The sequence below is a fragment of the Kribbella sp. NBC_00359 genome, assembly GCF_036097425.1.
GTDB lineage: Bacteria > Actinomycetota > Actinomycetes > Propionibacteriales > Kribbellaceae > Kribbella.
Genome location: NZ_CP107975.1, coordinates 864,555 through 882,975, shown reverse-complemented (window position 1 = coordinate 882,975; position 18,421 = coordinate 864,555). Strand labels below are relative to the sequence as shown.

Below are 18,421 nucleotides of genomic sequence, written 5' to 3'. Positions count from 1 at the left end.
CCAGGGACTGCCGATCCCAGGCTCAACTCGCTCTGCCTCGGTACGCCGGACCGCAGCAGCCTGGACCGCATGACCACGCACAAGATCGCGCTCGTCACGGGCGCCAACAAGGGCATCGGCAAGGAGATCGCACGGCAGCTCGGCCAGGCCGGGTTCACCGTGCTGATGGGCTCGCGAGACCTGGCCCGCGGCGAGGCCGCCGCCAAGGAACTGGTTGCCGAGGGCCTCGATGCGACCGGGATCCAGCTGGAGGTGACCGACGAGCAGTCGGTGCGGTCCGCGGCCGGTGAGATCGAGAGCACGCACGGGCGGCTCGACGTACTGGTGAACAACGCCGCGATCATCCCGGTCGGCGACGACGCGGTGTCGAGGGTGGAGTCCGGCGTACTGCGGTCGGCGTTCGAGACCAACGTGATCGGGCTGGTCTCGGTGACGCAGGCGCTGTTGCCGCTGCTGTTGCGGGCTGGGCAGGCGCGGGTCGTCAATCTGTCGACGTCACTGGCGTCGTTCACGCAGGTCGGGGATCCGGAGTCGCGGATGTCGACCGTACTGACGCTCGGCTACAACTCGTCGAAGGCCGCGGTGAACATGGTCACGGTGATGCTGGCCAACGAGCTGCGTGGCACCGGGATCCTGGTGAACGCCGCCGATCCCGGGAACTGCGCGACGGACATGGGTGGCTGGGACGCGCCGCGCACGCCCGCGGAGGGCGCCGCCGTGGCGGTCCGGCTCGCGACCCTGGGCTCCGACGGAGCGACGGGTGAGGTGCACGCGGAAGCGGGCCGCCTGCCGTGGTGACGCCGGGGCGGCGCCGGACGAGACGACGACGCCGGAGATGATGACGCCGGACTAGACGATGGCGCCCGACCAGGCGAGGGCCTGCTTGAGCAGTTGCCCGCGGCCACCCTCGAGGTCGGCGAGCAGGCTCGGCTGGAGCGCCTCGGCCGGCGTCAGCCAGGTGAGCTCGAGCGCGTCCTGGCGCGGGTCGCACTCGCCGGTGACCGGTACGACGTACACGAGCGCGACCGCGTGCTGGCGGGGATCGTGCAGTTGTGAAACACCCGGGAACGGGAGGTACTCGGCGACCGTGGCCGGCACCAGGCTGACCGGCAGCCGGGGGAACGCGGTCGGGCCGAGGTCCTTCTCGATGTTGCGCTGCAGCGCGTCGCGGATCGACTCGCCGTGCAGTACGCGGCCCGACACCAGGGTCCGGGTGATCTCGCCGGTCGCGGCCGAGGTGCGCAGCAGCACCCCGATCTGCTCGATCTGGCCGAAGGTGTCGACGCGGGCCGGGACGGCCTCGACGTACAGGATCGGGACCCGCGAGCGGGTCTCGGCAAGCGCGAACTCGGACAGCCAGCCGGGGTTCGGGTCAGGCGTGCGCAGCGACGTCATGCACCCATCTTTGCCTAAGGCCGGAACGTGGCCCGGTAGCGGGAGGGGCTGAGGCCGAAGGTGGCGCGGAAGCGGCGGCTGGCGTGGCTCGGGTCGTGCCAGCCGACCATCGCGCCGACGGTCGCGATCGGCAGTTCGGTCTCGATCAGCAGGCCCGCGGCCCGCTCGGCGCGGATGCGGTCCAGGTAGGCCATCGGGGAGATCCCCGCGGTCCGGCCGAACAAGCGGACCAGGTACCCGGGCGCGAGGTTGACGAGCGCGGCGAGCCGGTCCAGCGTCCACGGCTCGTCGATGCTTGCCTCCAGCAAGCGCATCGCCTGCTGGACCGCCGGATGGGCCGGGTACGACGCTCCTCCGCCGGGCACCAGGGCGCCGGACAGCAGCCCGAAGACGTCCGGACCGAGATACGCGTTGCGCACCACCAGGCCGGCGCAGTCGGTGTACCCGTGCCACTCGCCCGGCCGCAGTACGACGACCGAGTCGGGCTGTAGTGCCACCTCGCCGGCGGCCGAGATATGCGTACCCCGGCCGGCGACGACGACCGCGATCTCGAAGAACGCGTGGCTGTGCGGCGCGACGTCGGCGACCAGCTCGAGCCGCTCACCGGCGACCGGAAGGCGCTGGTCGGGGAACACCTCGCTGCTCAGAACATTGTGCACGCGCACCTCACAGGTCAAGATCAGTCAAGTCTTGGTCAACCACTGCCTGTCATCCTCGGCCGGCGCGCCGCAGGCTGGAAACACCTTCCCGGCAACGGATTTCGAGGAGCACACCGATGACCACGACCGACCCTACGGCACCCGCCGTACTGGATGAAGAGACCATTTCGGCCTATCGTCGCGACGGCGTGGTCCGGATCCGGAACATCATCAGCACCGAGGAGGCGGCCCGGTTCCGCGACGCCGCGATCGCGGCGAGCGCGGCGGCGGACGACTACGCGAACGGGTCGCCGATCTTCAAGCAGCACGTCAACGTCTGGCGCGACAACGCCGTACTGCGGGAGCTCACCCTCGACCCACGACTCGCCGCGGCCGCCACCGCGCTGGCCGGGGTGCCGGTGCGAATCTGGCACGACCAGCTGTTGATCAAGCCGCCGCACAACGGCGCGGCGACCGAGTTCCACCAAGACGCGCCGTACTGGCCGCACGCCGGGTCGCGGGCCTCGCTGTCGGCGTGGGTCGCGCTGGTCGACGTACCGGTGGAGCGCGGGTGCATGACGTTCATCCCCGGCTCGCAGCGCCACCAGGATCTGCGCAGCCAGGATCTGGCCGACCGGGACGACATGTTCCGCGCCGCGCCCGACCTGCGCTGGGAGGAGCGGCTGACGATCCCCCTGCGGGCGGGCGACTGCACCTTCCACAACGCCTACCTGGCCCACTCCGCGACGCCGAACCTGACCGACGATCCGCGGATCGCGCACGTGGCGATCTACATCGACGCCGACACGACCTACACCGGCGCCGGCCACGTGGTCACCGACGGCCTCGGCCTGACCGCCGGCGAACGGCTCGATGACGAACACTTCCCGAGGGTCTGATCTTTCACGTCGTGACATAAGTTGTCAGGGTGCCGCTGCTCACCGACATCCGCCCGCTGAAGGAGTCAGCGGATTTCCGCCGCTTGTGGGTCGGGTCGACGGTGTCGCAGCTCGGGCAGCAGATGACCGCGGTGACCGTGTCGATCCAGGTGTACGCGCTGTCGCACTCCACGTTCGCGGTCGGGCTGGTCGGGTTGTGCTCACTGGTGCCGTTGATCGTCTTCGGCCTGTACGGCGGGGCGATGGCCGACGCGATCGACCGGCGTACCCTCGCGCTCGTCTCGTCATCCGGACTGTGGCTGCTCTCGATGATCCTGGTGCTGCAGTCGCAGCTGCACTGGAACCAGGTGTGGATCCTGTACGCCGTCGTGGCCTGCCAGTCGGCGTGCTTCGCGGTGAACAACCCGGCCCGGTCCGCGATCATCCCGCGGCTGATCCGGCCCGAACTGCTGCCGGCCGCGAACACGCTCAGCCAGGCCGCGTTCAACCTGGGCTTCACCGCCGGACCGCTGCTCGGTGCGGCGGTGATCGCCTGGCACGGGTTCGCGGCGGCGTACCTGGTCGACGTGATCACGTTCACCGCGGCGCTGTACGCGCTGTTCCGGCTGCCGGCGGTGCCGCCGACGGGACTGGTCCGGCGGGCCGGGTTGCGGTCGGTGCTCGAGGGGTTCACGTTCCTGCGGGCGGCGCCGGCGCTGCTGGCGACGTTCCTCGCGGACATCCTCGCGATGGTGTTCGCCCAGCCCCGCGCGCTGTTCCCGGCCGTGGCGGGCGCATTCTTCGCCGGTGGTGTTCGTACCGTCGGTGTCCTGCAGGCGGCTCCGGCGCTCGGCGCTCTGATCGGCGTGCTGTTCTCGGGCTGGGTGAGCCGGGTGCGTCGTCAAGGCGTGGCGATCGTCGTCGCGATCACGGTGTACGCCGCGGCGGTCGGGCTGTTCGGTCTGTCGCGCACGATCTGGCTGGGTGTCGGGCTGCTCGCGTTGTCGGGGGCGGCCGACATGGTGAGTTCGGCGTACCGCAACACCATCCTGCAGTCCGCCGCTCCGGACGCCATGCGTGGGCGGTTGCAGGGTGTCTTCATCGTGGTGGTGGCCGGCGGACCGCGCCTGGGCGACTTCGTCTCGGGTACGGCGGCGTCCCTCACCACCCCGACGATCGCGCTGCTCGGCGGCGCGACCGTCTGCATCGTCGGCCTGCTCATCCTGCTGGCCCGCAACCGGCCCTTCCGCGAGTACGACTCGCAGGTCCGCGCTTTGAGCTAGCCGCCCGGCACCAGCTTCTTCAGCACGGTCGGCCACGAGTCGACGTCCGGGTCGATCTGCTGCATCGGCTGGTCGTCGACGGTGACGATCTTGCGGTCGCCGAGCGGCTTCTTCAGCTTGATCGCGGTGAGCGAGACCTCGGTCGCGGGCGGGCACGGCGAGTCGCTGTCGACCACCACGGTGATCTTGTCGTCGCCCTCCTGGACCCGCAGGTCCCCGTTGCACTCGAGGCTGGTCCCGATGAGCAGGTCGGCCTCCTTGTATTCCGGCGCGTGCTGGATCCACCGGAGGTAGGTCGGGTGCTTCTTCCGGACCAGCTGGTACGACTGAACCGGCTGCGGCGTCGACTCCTCGGTCGTCCCGGTGCCGTCGCCGAAGAAGCTGCCGAAGATCATGTTGATGCACGGGTCCTTGGCGTCCTTGCCATCGCCTTCGACCGCGCCGAACGCCCGGGCCGCGATCTGGCAGCCGTTCGCCTCCCGGTTCAGGGACACGTTGAAACCGATCAAGGCGACCGCGCCGACCACCATCGCCGCGGCGAGCATCCGCCGCGACCTGATCTGCTGCGGGCCGAGCACGCCGGCCGCCCGCTGAGCCTCGTCCTGGGTCGCCTGCGGGTCCACCGGGTGCTGGCGGAACAGCGCCAGGATCGAGCTGGTCCACTGCGGATTGATCAGGGTCGGAACGGCATAGACCAGGATCAGCACCACGATCACGGCGATGGCGGGGAGGAGCGCCCAGTAATTTCGCACGGCAGCAAGATACGGGGCCATCGGGCCGCGCCCGAAAAACGGATACTCTTCGGAGGTGCCCGCGGAGACCTCTCAGACGCTCGACCGGGGACTCACTGTCCTCGAGTTGCTGGCGGACGCTCCGGACGGTCTCTCGATCACCGAACTGGCAGCCGCGCTGGGAGTCAGCCGGACCGTCGTCTACCGCCTGGTGAACACCCTCGAGCTGCACCGCCTGGTCCGCCGTGACAGTGAAGGCCGGGCGCGTCTCGGTCTGGCTGTGCTGCACTACAGCCGTCGCGTTCAGCCAACGCTCCGTGACGCAGCGCTGCCGGTGCTGCGGTCGCTCGCGGAGGACACCGGTGCGACGGCTCATCTGACCGTGGCCGATGGCGACGAGGCGCTCGCGATCGCGGTGATCGAGCCGAGCTGGACCGACTTCCACGTCTCCTACCGGATGGGCTCGCGGCATGCCCTCGACCAGGGCGCGGCCGGGAAGGCGATCCTGGCCGGACGCCGCAAGCCCGACCCGGCCGGGCGGCCGTTCGTGGTCACGTCGGGTGAGTTGCAGGCCGGCGCGCAGGGCGTGTCGTCCCCGGTCCTCGGCGTACCGGGCGTCGAAGCCTCGATCGGCGTCGTCGTCCTCGGCAAGCTCGACCGCGACTTCGTCGGCCCCCGCGTGGCCCGCGCGGCAGTAGAAGTCGCCAAGCGTCTGGCTTAGTTCTTCGTCGCCGCCTCGACCAGGGGCAGTACCCGGTGGGGGATCTGTTCGGCCAGCGCGATCACTGTGGATGCTCGTTGGATGCCGCGGACGATGACGACCTGGTCGATCACCCGCTGGAGATCCGCGTTCGAGCGGGCGACGATCCGGCACCACAGGTCCTCGGCGCCGGTGATCGTGTGCACCTCGAGCACCTCCGGGATCCGGGCCAGCGCCGCTGCCACGGCCGTGTGGCCCGAGCCCTGCTCGATCTGCAGCGTCGCGAACGCCGTCACCGGATAGCCGATCGCGGTCGTGTCGATGTCCGGCCCCCAGCCGCGGACCACACCGTCCCGCTGCAGCCGGTCGAGCCTGGCCTGCACAGTGCCGCGCGCGACCCCGAGCCGCCGCGACGCCTCGAGCACGCCGACCCGTGGCTCGGCCGCGAACAGCCCCAGGATCCGGGCGTCCAGCGCATCCACCGACATGGCACCTCCCGCAGTGGTCAGGCTGACCAAATAGTCCAGCAGTCACCCCAGCATACTGAACAACCTGCGCAGTGAAACAAGGAACTGTTGCGCAACCTGCCTCCCCACCACGAGGCTCGGTGCACGCATCCGAACCGGGAGGATCACGATGACCAGCACCGACCTCACCCCCGCAGAGCTCGACGCCGATCTCGACCTCGACCAGCTGAAGCAGCTCGTCGGCCTGGTGCCGTACGACGAGAGCACCGACCCGTTCCCGGTCACCGCGATGGACGCGGTGGTCTTCGTGGTCGGCAACGCCACCCAGACCGCGAAGTACTACCAGCTCGCGTTCGGGATGGACCTGGTCGCGTATTCCGGCCCCGAGACGGGCAGCAAGGACAGCAAGGCGTTCGTCCTGAAGGCCGGCTCGGCCCGCTTCGTCATCACCGGCGGCGTCAGCCCGAAGAGCCCGCTGCTCGAGCACCACCGCAAGCACGGCGACGGCGTGGCCGACCTCGCGCTCGAGGTGCCGGACGTGGACAAGTGCGTCGAGCACGCCCGCAAGCAGGGCGCCGTCGTACTGGAGGAGCCGAACGACGTGTCCGACGAGCACGGCACGATCCGCCGGGCCGCGATCGCGGCGTACGGCGACACCCGGCACACGCTGGTCGACCGGAGCAAGTACGACGGGCCCTACCTGCCCGGGTTCGTCGCGGCGACCACGCAGGTGACCCGACCGGAGGGGCACCCGAAGCGGCTGTTCCAGGCGGTCGACCACGTCGTCGGCAACGTCGAGCTCGGCAAGATGGACGAGTGGGTCGGTTTCTACAACAAGGTCATGGGCTTCGTGAACATGGCCGAGTTCATCGGCGACGACATCGCCACCGACTACTCCGCGCTGATGAGCAAGGTCGTCGCCAACGGCAACCACCGGGTGAAGTTCCCGCTGAACGAGCCGGCCATCGCGAAGAAGAAGTCGCAGATCGACGAGTTCCTCGAGTTCTACGACGGCGCCGGCGCCCAGCACATCGCGCTCGCCACCAACGACATCCTGCGGACGGTCGACATCATGCGGGCGAACGGGGTCGACTTCCTCAACACGCCGGACTCGTACTACCAGGACCCGGAGCTGCGGGCCCGGATCGGGCAGGTGCGGGTGCCGATCGAGGAACTGCAGTCCCGCGGCATCCTGGTCGACCGCGACGAGGACGGCTATCTGCTGCAGATCTTCACCGCGCCGGTCGGCGACCGCCCGACCGTCTTCTACGAACTGATCGAGCGGCACGGCTCGCTCGGCTTCGGCAAGGGCAACTTCAAGGCCCTGTTCGAGGCGATCGAGCGCGAACAAGAGCGCCGGGGCAACCTTTAGGAGTCCCAGCCGGCCCTGAAGCTTGCCGATAGCAACTGCACACGGCGTGTCGTCGTCCGATTACCGGAATGACTGTCGGGGCAGGGGCCGTTCGCGTAGTGTGCCTTCCTGAGTGTGCGTCGGGGCGCATGCTCAGGAAGGGTTTCGTCATGAAGACTCTGGGCATTCTGCTCAGCACCGTGGGCCTGGCCGGGGTGGGCGCGATCGCCCTCGCCGCGACACCGGCCCAGGCGGCCGAAGCCGCGAGCTGTTCGGGCGCGAGATCCATTTCGTCGGCGCCGATGCTGCGCGATCACACACCGCCCAGCTGGGGCACGGTCCGGCTGGTCCGGGACAGCTGTTCGCAGTACTGGGCCGAGATCACCATGGCATCGCCGATGGTGGCCAACGCGAAGGCCAACGCCTTCCTGGTCCAGTACGGCGGCGCCAACAGTGGTCGCGTGCTCAGCTGTGACAACAGCGGCGGCAACGGCGCGGTGATCCAGGGCCAGCGCACCTGCCGGACTCCGAAGGTCAAGTCGACCGACGGCTCCGTCACCTTCGCCGCGATCGGCCGCGAGTTCCACAACTACGGCGGCGGCTACGAGGAGATCTCGGAGAACGCCACCAAGCGCACGCGCTGAGCCCGCTCACCCGGTGGGGTGAGCCGCGGGGTGATTCTTCCGGAAGCGGACACCGTTACTGGCGCGTCACGTCGGAGGCAGCTACTAGGCTCGCAGTATGAGTGAGGTTGTCGAGCAACTACGCCAGGCGTTGCCTCCCGAAGCGCTGGTGACGGATCCGGATCGGATGGAGAGTTACCGGTACGACCGGGCGATGTTCTGCCCGGCCGGGATGCCGCTCGCCGTCGTCCTGGCCCGGGAGACCGCGCATGTGCAGGCGGCGGTGAAGATCGCGGCGGAGGCCGGCGTACCGGTGGTGCCGCAGGGTGCCCGGTCCGGGCTGTCCGGGGCGGCGAACGCGCTGGACGCCTGCATCGTGATCTCGCTGGAGAAGATGGACAAGGTGCTGGCGATCGAGCCGGTCGACCGGTACGTCGTCACCCAGCCCGGCGTCTACAACGCCGTACTGTCCCGGGCCGTCGCCGAGCACGGGCTGTTCTACCCGCCGGACCCGTCCAGCTGGGAGTTCTGCTCGATCGGCGGCAACCTGTCGACGAACTCCGGTGGCCTGTGCTGCGTGAAGTACGGCGTGACCACGGACTACGTGCTCGGCCTCGAGGTCGTACTCGCGGACGGCAGGGTGCTGCGGACCGGCCGGAAGACCGTCAAGGGCGTCGCCGGGTACGACCTGGCCAAGCTGATCGTGGGCAGCGAGGGGACGCTCGGCATCATCACCGAGGCGACGCTCGCGTTGCGTCCGCAGGCCGCGAAGCCGCGGACGATGGCGGCGCTGTTCGGCTCCGGTGTCGTGGCGGGCGAGGCGATCCTCGAGATCATTCGCAGCGGGGTCTCGCTGAGTCTGCTGGAGATCATGGACCGGACCACGATCCGCGCCGTGAACAAGTACAAGCGGATGGATCTGCCGGACGACGCCGCGGCGATGCTGATCGCGCAGTCCGACGCGGGTGGCGAGGCCGGCGCGGCCGATGTCGCCGCGGTGGCGAAGCTGTGCCGCGACCACGGTGCACTGGAGTGCATCGAGGCGGAGGACGACGCCGAGGGTGAGTTGCTGCTCGAGGGCCGGCGGGCGGCGCTGACCGCGCTCGAGCAGCTCGGGACGACGATGATCGACGACGTCGCCGTGCCCCGGTCGCGGCTGGCCGACTTCATCGGCCGGATCGAGCAGTTGTCGGCCGAGCTGGACATCACGATCGGGGTGCTCGGGCACGCCGGCGACGGCAACATGCACCCCACGGTGGTCTTCGACCAGACCGACCCGGACCAGGCCGCGCGGGCCCAGCAGGCGTTCGACCGGGTGATGGAGATCGGGCTCGAGCTCGGCGGCACGATCACCGGTGAGCACGGTGTCGGCGTCCTGAAGCGCAGCTGGCTGGTCGAGGAGATCGGCCCGGTCGCGATCGACGTCCACCGCGCGATCAAGGCCGCCCTGGACCCGAAGAACATCCTCAACCCCGGCAAGGTCGTGGCCGGGTAGCGGCTGTGACTCAACCGCAACGGAACTGCCGAGGCCATTCGACGTCCATGGCCGTCGAATGTGACGTCCGGCCAGCACTATGGAAGGTAGTTGTCTGAATCTCCCGGGGGAATCGATGAGGCAGGGTAGGAGGCGCCCTATGCGCACGCGGCCTTCGGGACGTCGGTGGCCTGCCGCGCTTCGCCGTACCGTGATCCCTGCCGTCGCAGCTTTCGTCGCCCTCACCGTCCTGTCCGCCTGCGCGAACGGCGGCGGCCTGCGGGTCGAGGGGGCCGAGGCGCCTCCGGCCAGCCCGACGCCGTCCACCGTCCTGGGCACCAACGGGGTGCAACCGGAGCCCAAACTGACGCCCGAGGTGGCCGTCGACCTGGCCCAGGTCCGGGTCAAACTGCTCGCCGACAAGCACCTACCGCAGTACGCGCGGAGCGTGCTGGAGAAATGTACGGTGATTCCGCGTTGCCTCAGCCGGGGTAAGACCGTTGATGTTATGCACAGCGGTACTCCTCAGCAGATCGTCTTCATCCACACCCTGGAGAATTTCGTCTTCGGTTTCTTCCTGATCGCGGTCGAGCCCTCGGGCCCGCGACCGATCTGGAGCCTGAAAGCCGATCTGCCGACGGTCAACGCCAGCCCGCAGGGTGAGTTGGTCGTCGAGTCGAAGATCTTCACGATCGACGACAAGGTCTGTTGCCCGTCGGGCGGGCGGATCGAGGTCTACCGTTGGGACGGCCGTCAGATGGCCAAGGTGAGCTCGACCGACCAATAAGGGAGACTGAAGTTCGGTGGTACCGGAAGAACCGGCAGCGCGCATTCTCATGGTCGAGGACGACGCGGTGATCCGTGAGGCGACCCAACTGACCCTCGAACGCCACGGGTACGACGTGACCACGGCCGAGGACGGCCTGGAAGCGATCGAACGATTCGAGAAGATCCATCCCGACGTCATGATGCTCGACATCATGCTGCCCGGGCTGGACGGGATCTCGGTGTGCCGCCGGGTCCGGGAGACCAGCACGGTCCCGATCGTGATGGTGTCCGCCCGCGGTGACGCGCTCGACGTCGTACTCGGGCTGGAGGCGGGCGCGGACGACTACGTGACCAAGCCGTTCGACACGCAGGTCCTGGTGGCCCGGCTGCGGGCGGTGATGCGGCGGGCGGTGTCCGATCCGGAGCGACCGACGCCGGCGGCCGGCTCGGGCGTGGAGTCGTTCGGCGACCTCGAGCTGGACCGCGAGGCCCTGGAGGTGCGGCGGGGTGGGTCGACCGTCCAGCTCACACCGACCGAGCTCAAGCTGCTGATCGAGTTCGCCAACAACCCGGGTGTGGTGCTGAGTCGCTCCACCCTGCTGCAGCGGGTCTGGGACTACGAGTGGGGTGGCGACGGCCGCCTGGTCGACGTCCACCTGCAACGGCTGCGGACCAAGATCGGCGCGGACCGGATCGAAACGGTCCGCGGATTCGGATACAAGCTCAGGGCCTAGGAGTGGGTCTCCGTGGCAAGCTCGGGCTGATCTTCCTGCTGGTCTCGGCGCTCGCGATTCTCGTGCTGTGTGTCGCGGTCTACACCCAGGCGCAGTCGGCCCGGCTGGACCGCACCCGCAGTTTCGCGGACGAGCGGATCCAGCTCGCGGCGCAGAACTACGACACCAACGACGTCCCGGTGCTCGGGGCGAAGCTGGACGACCCCGATCTGCCGCCGCAGTTGCGCGAGGCGGTGCTGGAGGGCAAGCGGGCGACGTTCAAGACCGGGTCGCCGCGCGCGAAGATGTGGGCCGCGGTCGGGGTCAAGGACGGCAAGATCCTCTCGATCGAGCAGGACTACGAGACCAGCGACGACTCGATGAAGGCGCTGCAGCAGGCGCTCGTCCTCGGCGGGTTCGGGACGGTCGCGCTGGTCGCCCTGGTCAGCGTGATCCTGGCCGGCAGCCTGTCCAGGCGGATCGTCGCGGTGGCCGGGACGGCGCGCCGGATCGCGGCCGGCGATCTGGACGCGTCGGCGGCCGAGGCGGTCGGCAAGGGCAAGGACGAGGTGCAGTCGCTGGCTGCTGCGCTGGACACGATGGCCAGCTCATTGCGCGGTCAGCTGGAGGCCGAACGGCGGTTCACCGCCGACGTCGCGCACGACCTGCGGACTCCGGTCACCGGGCTGACCACCGCGGCCGAGCTGCTGCCCGCGGGGCGGCCGAGCGAGCTGGTCCGGGACCGGGCCAAGGTGCTGCGCCGCCTGGTCGAGGACCTGCTGGAGATCGCCCGGTTCGACTCCGGTGTGGAGCAGGCCGACCTCGAGCTGGTCGGCCTCGGCGCGTTCGTCGGGTCCGCGGTCGGCCGGCTGCGGATGCAGCAGGCGCTCCCGCCGGACAGCGTGGTGGTGCATCAGGTCGGTCCCGACGTCACGGTGTCCACGGACTCGCGCCGGGTCGAGCGCATCCTGGCCAACCTGATCGTCAACGGGCTGCGTCACGGTGCGCCGCCGGTCGAGGTCACGGTCACCGGCCGGATCGTCGAGGTGGTTGACCACGGCAACGGTTATCCGGAGGAGTTGATTGCCGAGGGCCCGCGTCGGTTCCGGTCCGGGATGGCCGAGCGCGGCGTCGGGCACGGCCTCGGCCTGACCATCGCGGCGGGCCACGCCAAGGTGCTCGGCGCCGAGCTGACCTTTGGCGCGGCCGCCGGCGGTGGTGCGCTGGCTCGGTTGGTCCTGCCGGCAGGACCTGAGACGGAGTCGTAACACAACTATTCGCGACGCGACCGCGCCGCCAAGACGGCGAGCGCCACGGCGAACGTCACCATCACCAAGTAACCACAACACTTTCAGGGGCCAACCCCTCAACGTGTGGGTTGGCACCCTGCATACAGGTAGGCGCACCCACACTTTCAGGGGTCGGCCCCTGAAAGTGTGGGTTTGGCGGTTAGTGGGTGCCGTAGACGTTGAGTTCCGCGGCCGATCCGAAGACCGCGCCGTTGAGTGAGCTGGTGCCGACGAACTTCACGAACCGTCCGGGTTTGGCGGCGAAGTCCAGCCGTTGCGTCGCCGTCGAGTTCGGGAACTCACCGGTCGCGACCGGCGTACCCCAGTCCTGGCCGTTGGCGCTGACGTAGAGCTCGTAGCCCTTGAACATCCCGTTCGTGCCGCTCTGCCGCGGCAGGTAGCTGAACCCGTCGACCTGGTACGTCGATCCGAGGTCGAGCGTGATGTGGTGCGGGAAGGTCGCCGGCGTCGGTACCTCCGACCACGCCGAATGCCACAGTGTGCTGGGGTTTCCGTCGAGTGCCGACGTCGCCGCACCGCCCGTGGCGACGTCCTCACTGCTCACGTCCGCCACAGTGATCCGGGACTGCGGCACGATGCCTGGCGGCAGCACGGTCGCCTCCGCACTGATCGTCGACTGACCACCTGTTGCCGTCAGCACGTACTTGCCTTCCGGCGTGCCGGCCGGTGGGGTCACGTCCCACTTGGTCGTCACACTGGCGCCGGGGGCAACAGTCGTGTGGGTGGCCGGAGTCGTCGCGACGGTCCAGCCGTCCGGAGCAGTCAGCCCCAGCGTGATGTTGTTCGCGGCAACGACATCGTTGTTGGTGAACGTGGTGACGACCGTGTTCGCCTCACCGGAGACGAGACCGGTCACACCGGACACCGCAACCGAAGTACAGTCGGCCGGCTCCGACGTCGTACCGAGGTCGGTGACGGCGAAGTTGTCCATGACGAAGTCTGCCTGGTCCCCGCCGTCGGACAGTTTCCGCAGGCCGACCCAGTAGTCGCCGCCGCACCCGGCCACGAACTCCTGGCTGAGGGCCGCCTTCGTGCGCTGCTCGCCGATCGGCGTGGACTTGACCTCGACCGAGTCCGGCCGGTCAACGCCCTGGACCCACGCATACTGGCCGGCCCGGCCGCTAGCGTAGTCGAAGCTGACCTTGTACTTGTGGCCCGGCTGGAAGTTCACCGTCCACGGCGCGGTTCGATAGACGAGCCCCTGGTTCTCCTCATGGGACTTGAGCGACCACTCGCCGTCGAGGACGTCGTCGACGAGCTTCCCGTTCCAGCCGGCCTGCGTGTACGGCGCGTGCTTGCGAGCGAGCACGGTCCGTGGGTCGGTGACCCCACCGGCATCGCCCTTCACGAACGGTCCCCAGCCCTGGTCGACGTTCTCGAAGTCGTCGACAAGTCCTGTGGCCGGTCGCTTCGTCTCCACGACGCGGACATCGTCGATCCGAACCTTGGCGGCCCCGGCGGCGGCGCTGATACCGAGGTCGGCGCTGTCGCCCTTGGCGTCGAAGACGACCCGGGCGCGCTGGTAGTACGCGCCCTGTTTGTCGTCGGAGGCAACCATGTTCTGGGCGGTCGATCTCGTCACGACGTTGCGTACGCCGTCGACCGTCAGCGTGGTCGGTCGGGACTTGCCCGGTTCGACCTCGATCCAGGCCGAGGCGCTGTAGGTGCGGCCGCGGGTGAGGCCGATGATCCGCTGGCGCAGCGACGAGGTCTTGCTGCCGAGCGATGCGACGTGCTGGCCGTTGGCCAGCGTGTCGATCGTCGCGCCGCCGGTGGCGTTCCACGCGGCGAGGTCGCCGGCGTTGAAGCCGGGGTCCTTCAGGTGCGTGCTGTCACCCCAGTTCGCGCTCCGCGGTGACGGCGCCGCGTCCGGGTAGATCACGTACGGCTGACCGGCGGTCGCGTCGAGAGTGATCGCGCCGTTGTGCACAGGTGCGGACGCGACCTTGACCCGGCCGTTGTCGGTCAGCTTGTAGACCGAGAACTTCGGTACGCCCGCGAAGGCCGCCGGGAGCTGCCACGTGGTCCGGCCGCCGGCCGGGTTGTAGTGGTAGAGCTTCTTGTCGTTGTCCCAGGGCAGCAGGTACTTGTCGCCGTCGAGCACCTTCGCGGCACCGACGTACACGGTCCGCTTGCCGTTCTCGACCGCGCCGCGGACGCCGCCGGTGAAGGTGATGTCGCCGCTGTTCCAGTCGGTGATCTGCTGCTGCTGGAGGAACTTCGCCGGCAGGTTCCGCTGCCAGATGTTGGCGTAGAAGGCGTTCCAGTCGGTCTCGCCGGTCCAGCCCTCGAACTCGACGATGGCGGACTGGCCGAGGATCGGGTCGTTGTTCCAGACGTCCTTCTCGTGGTTGCGGACGAACCGGATGATCTGGCTGTTCAGGCCCTTGTTCGTCGGACCGCCGTAGTCGAGGTCGTTGGCCCAGTGCGACCACAGCGAGGTGCGCTCGTGCCGGTCGGCCCACTCGGTCGCGATCTGCCAGCCCTGGCCGGCCAGCTGCCGGGTCAGGCCGTCGGCGAGCCAGCCCGACTGGTAGTACACGTCGATGTAGAGCTCTTGCAGGTTCTTGTCGGTCTCGTCGCGGAGTTGCTGGAACCGGTTGACGATGTTGCCGGTGGCAAGGTCAGGGCGCTGCTTGATGTAGTAGCTCTGGTTCAGCCAGTTCCAGCCCTTGGAGTTCTTGTCGACCAGGTCCTCGCTGAACGCGTTGGCCTCCGGGTAGGACTCGGTCGCGTTCACGTGGACGCCGAAGGCGGCGTTCCAGGACTTGCCCTGCTTCAGCAGCGTGTTCAGGTCGGTCAGGCCGCCGGCGCGGATGTTGTAGTTGCCGCCGTAGTCCGGGTGAGCCGAGTCGTGGCCCTCGGCGCCGTACCCCTTCAGGACGGCCAGCTGGCCGAGGCCGTCGGTGGACAGCGAGATCCGCTTGACGTCGTCCAGCGTCCGCAGGAACGGGTGCGTCGCCTGGCTGGCGAAGTTGAACGGGATGTGGGTGACGACCCGGTCCTTGACCTGGTCGCCGCCCTGCGGCTCGGTCATGATCGAGCGGAACGCGATCGCGCCGTCCTGCCAGTCGACGGTCTTGTCCAGGTTCGCGTCCGGCGTCACCACGACCTTTGCCCAGGGCAACGGCTCGGTGTACGGCGAGGTGTCCGCGCGATAGGTCCACTGACCGCTCCAGACGCCGACACGGGTGCTGCCGTCGGACGCCTTGCGGGCTTGGTGCCAGAACCGGGCGCCGTCGTCGACGGACTGGCCCGAGGGCTTGTCATAGACGGAGTTCGACTCGATGCCGGCGGCCAGGCCGCTGGTGTTCACGAACGCGTACGTCGCTCCCGTCGCGGACGGCTCGGCCGGTGTCGCCGCGGTGACGGGCGTGATCTTGTCCGCGGTACGGGTGGAGTCGGGGTCGAGCGTGGTGAAGGCGGTGGTCGCCCCTGTGTCCGTACTCGCGACGGACACCAGGTCCTGGTCAGGGATGTCGATGGTGTGCACCCGGCTGGCCTCGGTGTCGCGGACCGCGTCGATCGCGAACGTCGTCACCCGGCCGCTCACGCTCAGGCTCGCGTCCAGCTCCACCCCGGGCAGCGCGCCGAACGCCAAGTGGTACGACGCTCGCCCGCCACTGACCGTGGGTGGCGCGGAGAGGTGCGCCGTCCGCGCCACGCCGTCGATGGTGACCGTCGAGATCGCATCCGGCTGGCCGCCGAGGGCCTGGCCGGAGGCGTTGTCGACGTACTTGATCACCCGCGGGAAGTCGGCTCCGACGGTGACCGTCAAGTCGTTCGACCGAAGCGTCAGATCGCCGGCGGCGTGCGCACCCACAGGCACGCTCAACACGCCGGCAGCCATCGCTACAGTCAGTACTCCACACCCCACTGAACGTTTCATGCGCAGAAAGTTCGCACGTAACCGCTAACACGTCAAGAGAAACGAACACTTATGAACAACATTCGCCTCGCCTTCGGCCATCGGCGGGAGGGAAGGCGGAGGAGATCAGGCCGACGGGTCGTGGGCTGGGGTGATGCTGCCAGTCACCTCGCCGAGGCCGACGCGGGTGCCATTGGCGGTTGTGGCCCAGGCGGTGATCGTCACCTCGTCGCCGTCCTCGAGGAAGGTGTGTTCCTTGCCGTCGAGGACGAGGGGCTCGCGGCCGCCCCAGGAGAGCTCGATGAAGGAGCCACGCTGCTCTTTCTCCGGGCCGCTCACCGTCCCGGAGGCGTAGAGGTCGCCGGTGCGGACCGATGCCCCGTTGACCGTCATGTGCGCCAGCATCTGCGCCGGCGACCAGTAGATGTCCTTGTACGGCGGTGAGCTCACCAGGTGGCCGTTCAGATAGACCTCGAAGGTGATGTCGTAGTTCACTAGGTCGTCGCTGGCCAGGTAGGGGAGAACCGGCGGGTCCTGCGCCGGCAGCGGGACGGCCGCAGCCTCGAGGGCCTCCAGTGAGACGACCCACGGCGAGATGGACGTGGCGAACGACTTCCCGAGGAACGGTCCCAGCGGCACGTACTCCCACGCCTGCAGGTCGCGCGCGGACCAGTCGTTCACGAGCACCACGCCGTACACGTGCTCGCGGAAATCCCGCACGGACACCGGCTTCCCGAGCGCGGACGGCGTACCGACGACGTAGCCGAGCTCGACCTCGATGTCGAGGCGCTGGGATGGGCCGTACGTCGGAGCAGTCGCGTCGGGCGCCTTGCGCTGACCCGACGGGCGGACGATATCGGTGCCGCTGGCAACGATCGTGCCGGACCGGCCGTGGTAGCCGACCGGGAGGTGTTTCCAGTTCGGCAGCAGCGGCTCGGAGTCCGGACGGAACAGCCGGCCGAGGTTGGTCGCGTGCTGCTCGGAGGCGTAGAAGTCGACGTAGTCCCCGACGTCGAACGGGAGTTGCATCGTGACCGCCGACTGCGGGATCAGGTGTGGCTCGACGGTGTCCCGGTCGTTCTCGTTGCGGACGAGCTCGAGCAGCCAGTTGCGGGTCGCGCGCCAGGCGGGGCGGCCGAGCGCGAGGAAGGCGTTCAGCGTCGGCTCGGCGAACAGTTGTGCGCCGTCCAGCATCTGCGCGGACGCGAGCGGCGCGAGATCGATCACCTGGTCACCGATCGCGGCACCGACCCGCGGGTCCTCGTCACCGTGCCGGAACACGCCCAGCGGCAGGTTGTCCGGCCCGAACGGCGAGGTGGCCGGCATGTCGATCCAGGTCATGAGGCCCCCTCCAGCAGGTTCAGCGCGGTCAGGTCGTGGCGGGGTTCCTCGATACTGCACGAGCCGAACGAGGTGAACCAGCGGCGCGTGCTCACTGCCTGGTCCTCGGTCAGTTCGCGGGCCTGGCCGGCGAGCGCGTCACCGTCCCGGGACGCCAGTACGGCGGCCAGTTCGTCCTGCGAGGCGCCGTCGAGAGACGCCCGGGTGGCGAGCAACACGTTCAGGAACCCGTGATGCTCGAACCCCGTGTCGGCCGCGGTATGTCGGACCGCGTTGTGCATCCCGGCCGTGCACTTGAAAGCGACCTCACGATCCAGACAGGCGGTGATGAACGCCGCGACCTGGATCTCCGACGGGAACAAGGCCGCATCGAGCCCGCCGGTCCGCAGCTTGGCGGCGTACCCGGCATCGGCGACGACGTCGAGTGCGCGCTCCCAGGCGCCGTCCAGACCCACTTCGACGTACGCCGTCTCCTCGTCGAGGCAGTCGTCACACGCGCGGACCACGCGTAGCGCGTTGCGGGACAGGTCGTCCTCGTTCCGCAGCCGGACCTCGATGGCCTTCACCTCGACGTCGTGGGACCGGTCGCCGTACCGGACCGCGGGCTCGATCCCGCCGGCGCCGCCGGTGATCACGACGGCGACCTCGAGCGGACCGGCGCCGTCGCGGGCGGCCTCCGCGGCGACCTTCACCAGGTCCTCGTCGGTGCACACGAACGGTCCGACCAGCTCGGCGTACGGCGACCGGCGGTGCGCGCGGTGGGCGGCGACGGCCTCGGCCAGCGGCAGGTCCCCGGGCGGGAACATCGATGCGTCGTCGACCAGGTGCCGGAACAGGGCAGGGACGGTTGACATGGCCCTGAGCCTAACGGATGCTTTCGG

At 69.1% G+C, this 18,421-nt stretch carries 17 protein-coding genes; 10 read left to right on the top strand and 7 right to left on the bottom strand.

Annotated elements, in window-relative coordinates; genetic code table 11:
- The first annotated feature begins 69 nt into the window (after positions 1-69).
- Entirely contained in the window at positions 70-798 is a 729-nt protein-coding gene (locus tag OG876_RS04190; protein WP_328523409.1) for an SDR family oxidoreductase, read from the top strand.
- Positions 799-849: 51 nt separating this feature from the next.
- Here the strand turns inward: OG876_RS04190 and OG876_RS04185 are convergent, their stop codons facing one another.
- A complete protein-coding gene (locus OG876_RS04185) occupies positions 850-1,395 on the bottom strand; it encodes an NUDIX hydrolase family protein (RefSeq protein WP_328523408.1) in 546 nt (181 codons plus the stop codon).
- Between the two features lie 14 nt (positions 1,396-1,409).
- On the bottom strand, positions 1,410-2,054 hold the full coding sequence (locus tag OG876_RS04180; RefSeq protein WP_328523407.1) for an AraC family transcriptional regulator: 645 nt from the start codon (positions 2,052-2,054) through the stop codon (positions 1,410-1,412).
- Between the two features lie 116 nt (positions 2,055-2,170).
- Between OG876_RS04180 and OG876_RS04175 the strand changes: the two genes are divergently transcribed.
- Together OG876_RS04175 and OG876_RS04170 are read left to right on the top strand one after the other, a co-directional pair.
- Positions 2,171-2,932, top strand: coding sequence for a phytanoyl-CoA dioxygenase family protein (locus OG876_RS04175; RefSeq protein ID WP_328523406.1), 762 nt, complete (start codon positions 2,171-2,173; stop codon positions 2,930-2,932).
- A 29-nt stretch (positions 2,933-2,961) separates the two neighbouring features.
- Positions 2,962-4,194, top strand: coding sequence for an MFS transporter (locus tag OG876_RS04170; RefSeq protein WP_328523405.1), 1,233 nt, complete (start codon positions 2,962-2,964; stop codon positions 4,192-4,194).
- Here OG876_RS04170 and OG876_RS04165 read toward each other — a convergent pair.
- Positions 4,191-4,946, bottom strand: coding sequence for a hypothetical protein (locus tag OG876_RS04165; protein ID WP_328523404.1), 756 nt, complete (start codon positions 4,944-4,946; stop codon positions 4,191-4,193). The genes OG876_RS04170 and OG876_RS04165 overlap by 4 nt on opposite strands.
- Before the next feature lie 55 nt (positions 4,947-5,001).
- On the opposite strand from OG876_RS04165, the gene OG876_RS04160 reads away from it, so the two are divergent.
- Positions 5,002-5,646: an IclR family transcriptional regulator gene (locus OG876_RS04160; RefSeq protein WP_132150562.1), complete on the top strand. Its 645-nt coding sequence runs from the start codon at positions 5,002-5,004 to the stop codon at positions 5,644-5,646.
- On the opposite strand, the gene OG876_RS04155 is transcribed toward OG876_RS04160, so the two are convergent.
- A complete protein-coding gene (locus tag OG876_RS04155; protein WP_328523403.1) occupies positions 5,643-6,113 on the bottom strand; it encodes an Lrp/AsnC family transcriptional regulator in 471 nt (156 codons plus the stop codon). The genes OG876_RS04160 and OG876_RS04155 overlap by 4 nt on opposite strands.
- A 148-nt stretch (positions 6,114-6,261) precedes the next feature.
- Between OG876_RS04155 and hppD the strand changes: the two genes are divergently transcribed.
- The 6 genes from hppD (at position 6,262) to OG876_RS04125 (ending at position 12,289) form a co-directional block, all read left to right on the top strand.
- Positions 6,262-7,464 (top strand): 4-hydroxyphenylpyruvate dioxygenase, encoded by a 1,203-nt coding sequence (gene hppD, locus OG876_RS04150; RefSeq protein ID WP_328523402.1) that lies wholly within the window; start codon positions 6,262-6,264, stop codon positions 7,462-7,464.
- 149 nt (positions 7,465-7,613) lie between these two features.
- Positions 7,614-8,087, top strand: coding sequence for a hypothetical protein (locus OG876_RS04145; protein ID WP_328523401.1), 474 nt, complete (start codon positions 7,614-7,616; stop codon positions 8,085-8,087).
- Between the two features lie 97 nt (positions 8,088-8,184).
- The gene (locus OG876_RS04140; RefSeq protein WP_328523400.1) at positions 8,185-9,561 is read left to right on the top strand and encodes an FAD-binding oxidoreductase; all 1,377 of its coding nucleotides are present in this window, start codon (positions 8,185-8,187) and stop codon (positions 9,559-9,561) included.
- A 139-nt stretch (positions 9,562-9,700) separates the two neighbouring features.
- Complete coding sequence (locus OG876_RS04135) at positions 9,701-10,327, top strand: hypothetical protein (RefSeq protein ID WP_328523399.1); 627 nt, start codon at positions 9,701-9,703, stop codon at positions 10,325-10,327.
- A gap of 49 nt (positions 10,328-10,376) precedes the next feature.
- On the top strand, positions 10,377-11,042 hold the full coding sequence (gene cseB, locus OG876_RS04130; protein ID WP_328523398.1) for a two-component system response regulator CseB: 666 nt from the start codon (positions 10,377-10,379) through the stop codon (positions 11,040-11,042).
- Between the two features lie 2 nt (positions 11,043-11,044).
- Positions 11,045-12,289: a HAMP domain-containing sensor histidine kinase gene (locus OG876_RS04125; protein WP_328523397.1), complete on the top strand. Its 1,245-nt coding sequence runs from the start codon at positions 11,045-11,047 to the stop codon at positions 12,287-12,289.
- A gap of 181 nt (positions 12,290-12,470) precedes the next feature.
- Here OG876_RS04125 and OG876_RS04120 read toward each other — a convergent pair whose 3' ends face one another.
- From OG876_RS04120 to OG876_RS04110, 3 genes are all read right to left on the bottom strand, one after another.
- Positions 12,471-16,181, bottom strand: coding sequence for an endo-alpha-N-acetylgalactosaminidase family protein (locus tag OG876_RS04120; protein WP_328523396.1), 3,711 nt, complete (start codon positions 16,179-16,181; stop codon positions 12,471-12,473).
- A gap of 144 nt (positions 16,182-16,325) precedes the next feature.
- Positions 16,326-17,540: a fumarylacetoacetase gene (gene fahA / locus OG876_RS04115; protein ID WP_328523395.1), complete on the bottom strand. Its 1,215-nt coding sequence runs from the start codon at positions 17,538-17,540 to the stop codon at positions 16,326-16,328.
- A complete protein-coding gene (locus OG876_RS04110) occupies positions 17,537-18,394 on the bottom strand; it encodes a hypothetical protein (RefSeq protein ID WP_328523394.1) in 858 nt (285 codons plus the stop codon). The genes fahA and OG876_RS04110 overlap by 4 nt, the downstream gene beginning before the upstream one ends.
- Between the last annotated feature and the right edge of the window lie 27 nt (positions 18,395-18,421).

What these genes read in the sequence shown, in the direction of transcription:
- OG876_RS04190 (WP_328523409.1), top strand. Translation starts at nt 70, where the DNA reads ATGACCACGCACAAGATCGCGCTCGTCACGGGCGCCAACAAGGGCATC.
- OG876_RS04185 (WP_328523408.1), bottom strand. Translation starts at nt 1,395, where the DNA reads ATGACGTCGCTGCGCACGCCTGACCCGAACCCCGGCTGGCTGTCCGAG.
- OG876_RS04175 (WP_328523406.1), top strand. Translation starts at nt 2,171, where the DNA reads ATGACCACGACCGACCCTACGGCACCCGCCGTACTGGATGAAGAGACC.
- OG876_RS04155 (WP_328523403.1), bottom strand. Translation starts at nt 6,113, where the DNA reads ATGTCGGTGGATGCGCTGGACGCCCGGATCCTGGGGCTGTTCGCGGCC.
- hppD (WP_328523402.1), top strand. Translation starts at nt 6,262, where the DNA reads ATGACCAGCACCGACCTCACCCCCGCAGAGCTCGACGCCGATCTCGAC.
- OG876_RS04145 (WP_328523401.1), top strand. Translation starts at nt 7,614, where the DNA reads ATGAAGACTCTGGGCATTCTGCTCAGCACCGTGGGCCTGGCCGGGGTG.
- OG876_RS04140 (WP_328523400.1), top strand. Translation starts at nt 8,185, where the DNA reads ATGAGTGAGGTTGTCGAGCAACTACGCCAGGCGTTGCCTCCCGAAGCG.
- OG876_RS04135 (WP_328523399.1), top strand. Translation starts at nt 9,701, where the DNA reads ATGCGCACGCGGCCTTCGGGACGTCGGTGGCCTGCCGCGCTTCGCCGT.
- cseB (WP_328523398.1), top strand. Translation starts at nt 10,377, where the DNA reads ATGGTCGAGGACGACGCGGTGATCCGTGAGGCGACCCAACTGACCCTC.
- OG876_RS04120 (WP_328523396.1), bottom strand. Translation starts at nt 16,181, where the DNA reads ATGGCTGCCGGCGTGTTGAGCGTGCCTGTGGGTGCGCACGCCGCCGGC.
- fahA (WP_328523395.1), bottom strand. Translation starts at nt 17,540, where the DNA reads ATGACCTGGATCGACATGCCGGCCACCTCGCCGTTCGGGCCGGACAAC.
- OG876_RS04110 (WP_328523394.1), bottom strand. Translation starts at nt 18,394, where the DNA reads ATGTCAACCGTCCCTGCCCTGTTCCGGCACCTGGTCGACGACGCATCG.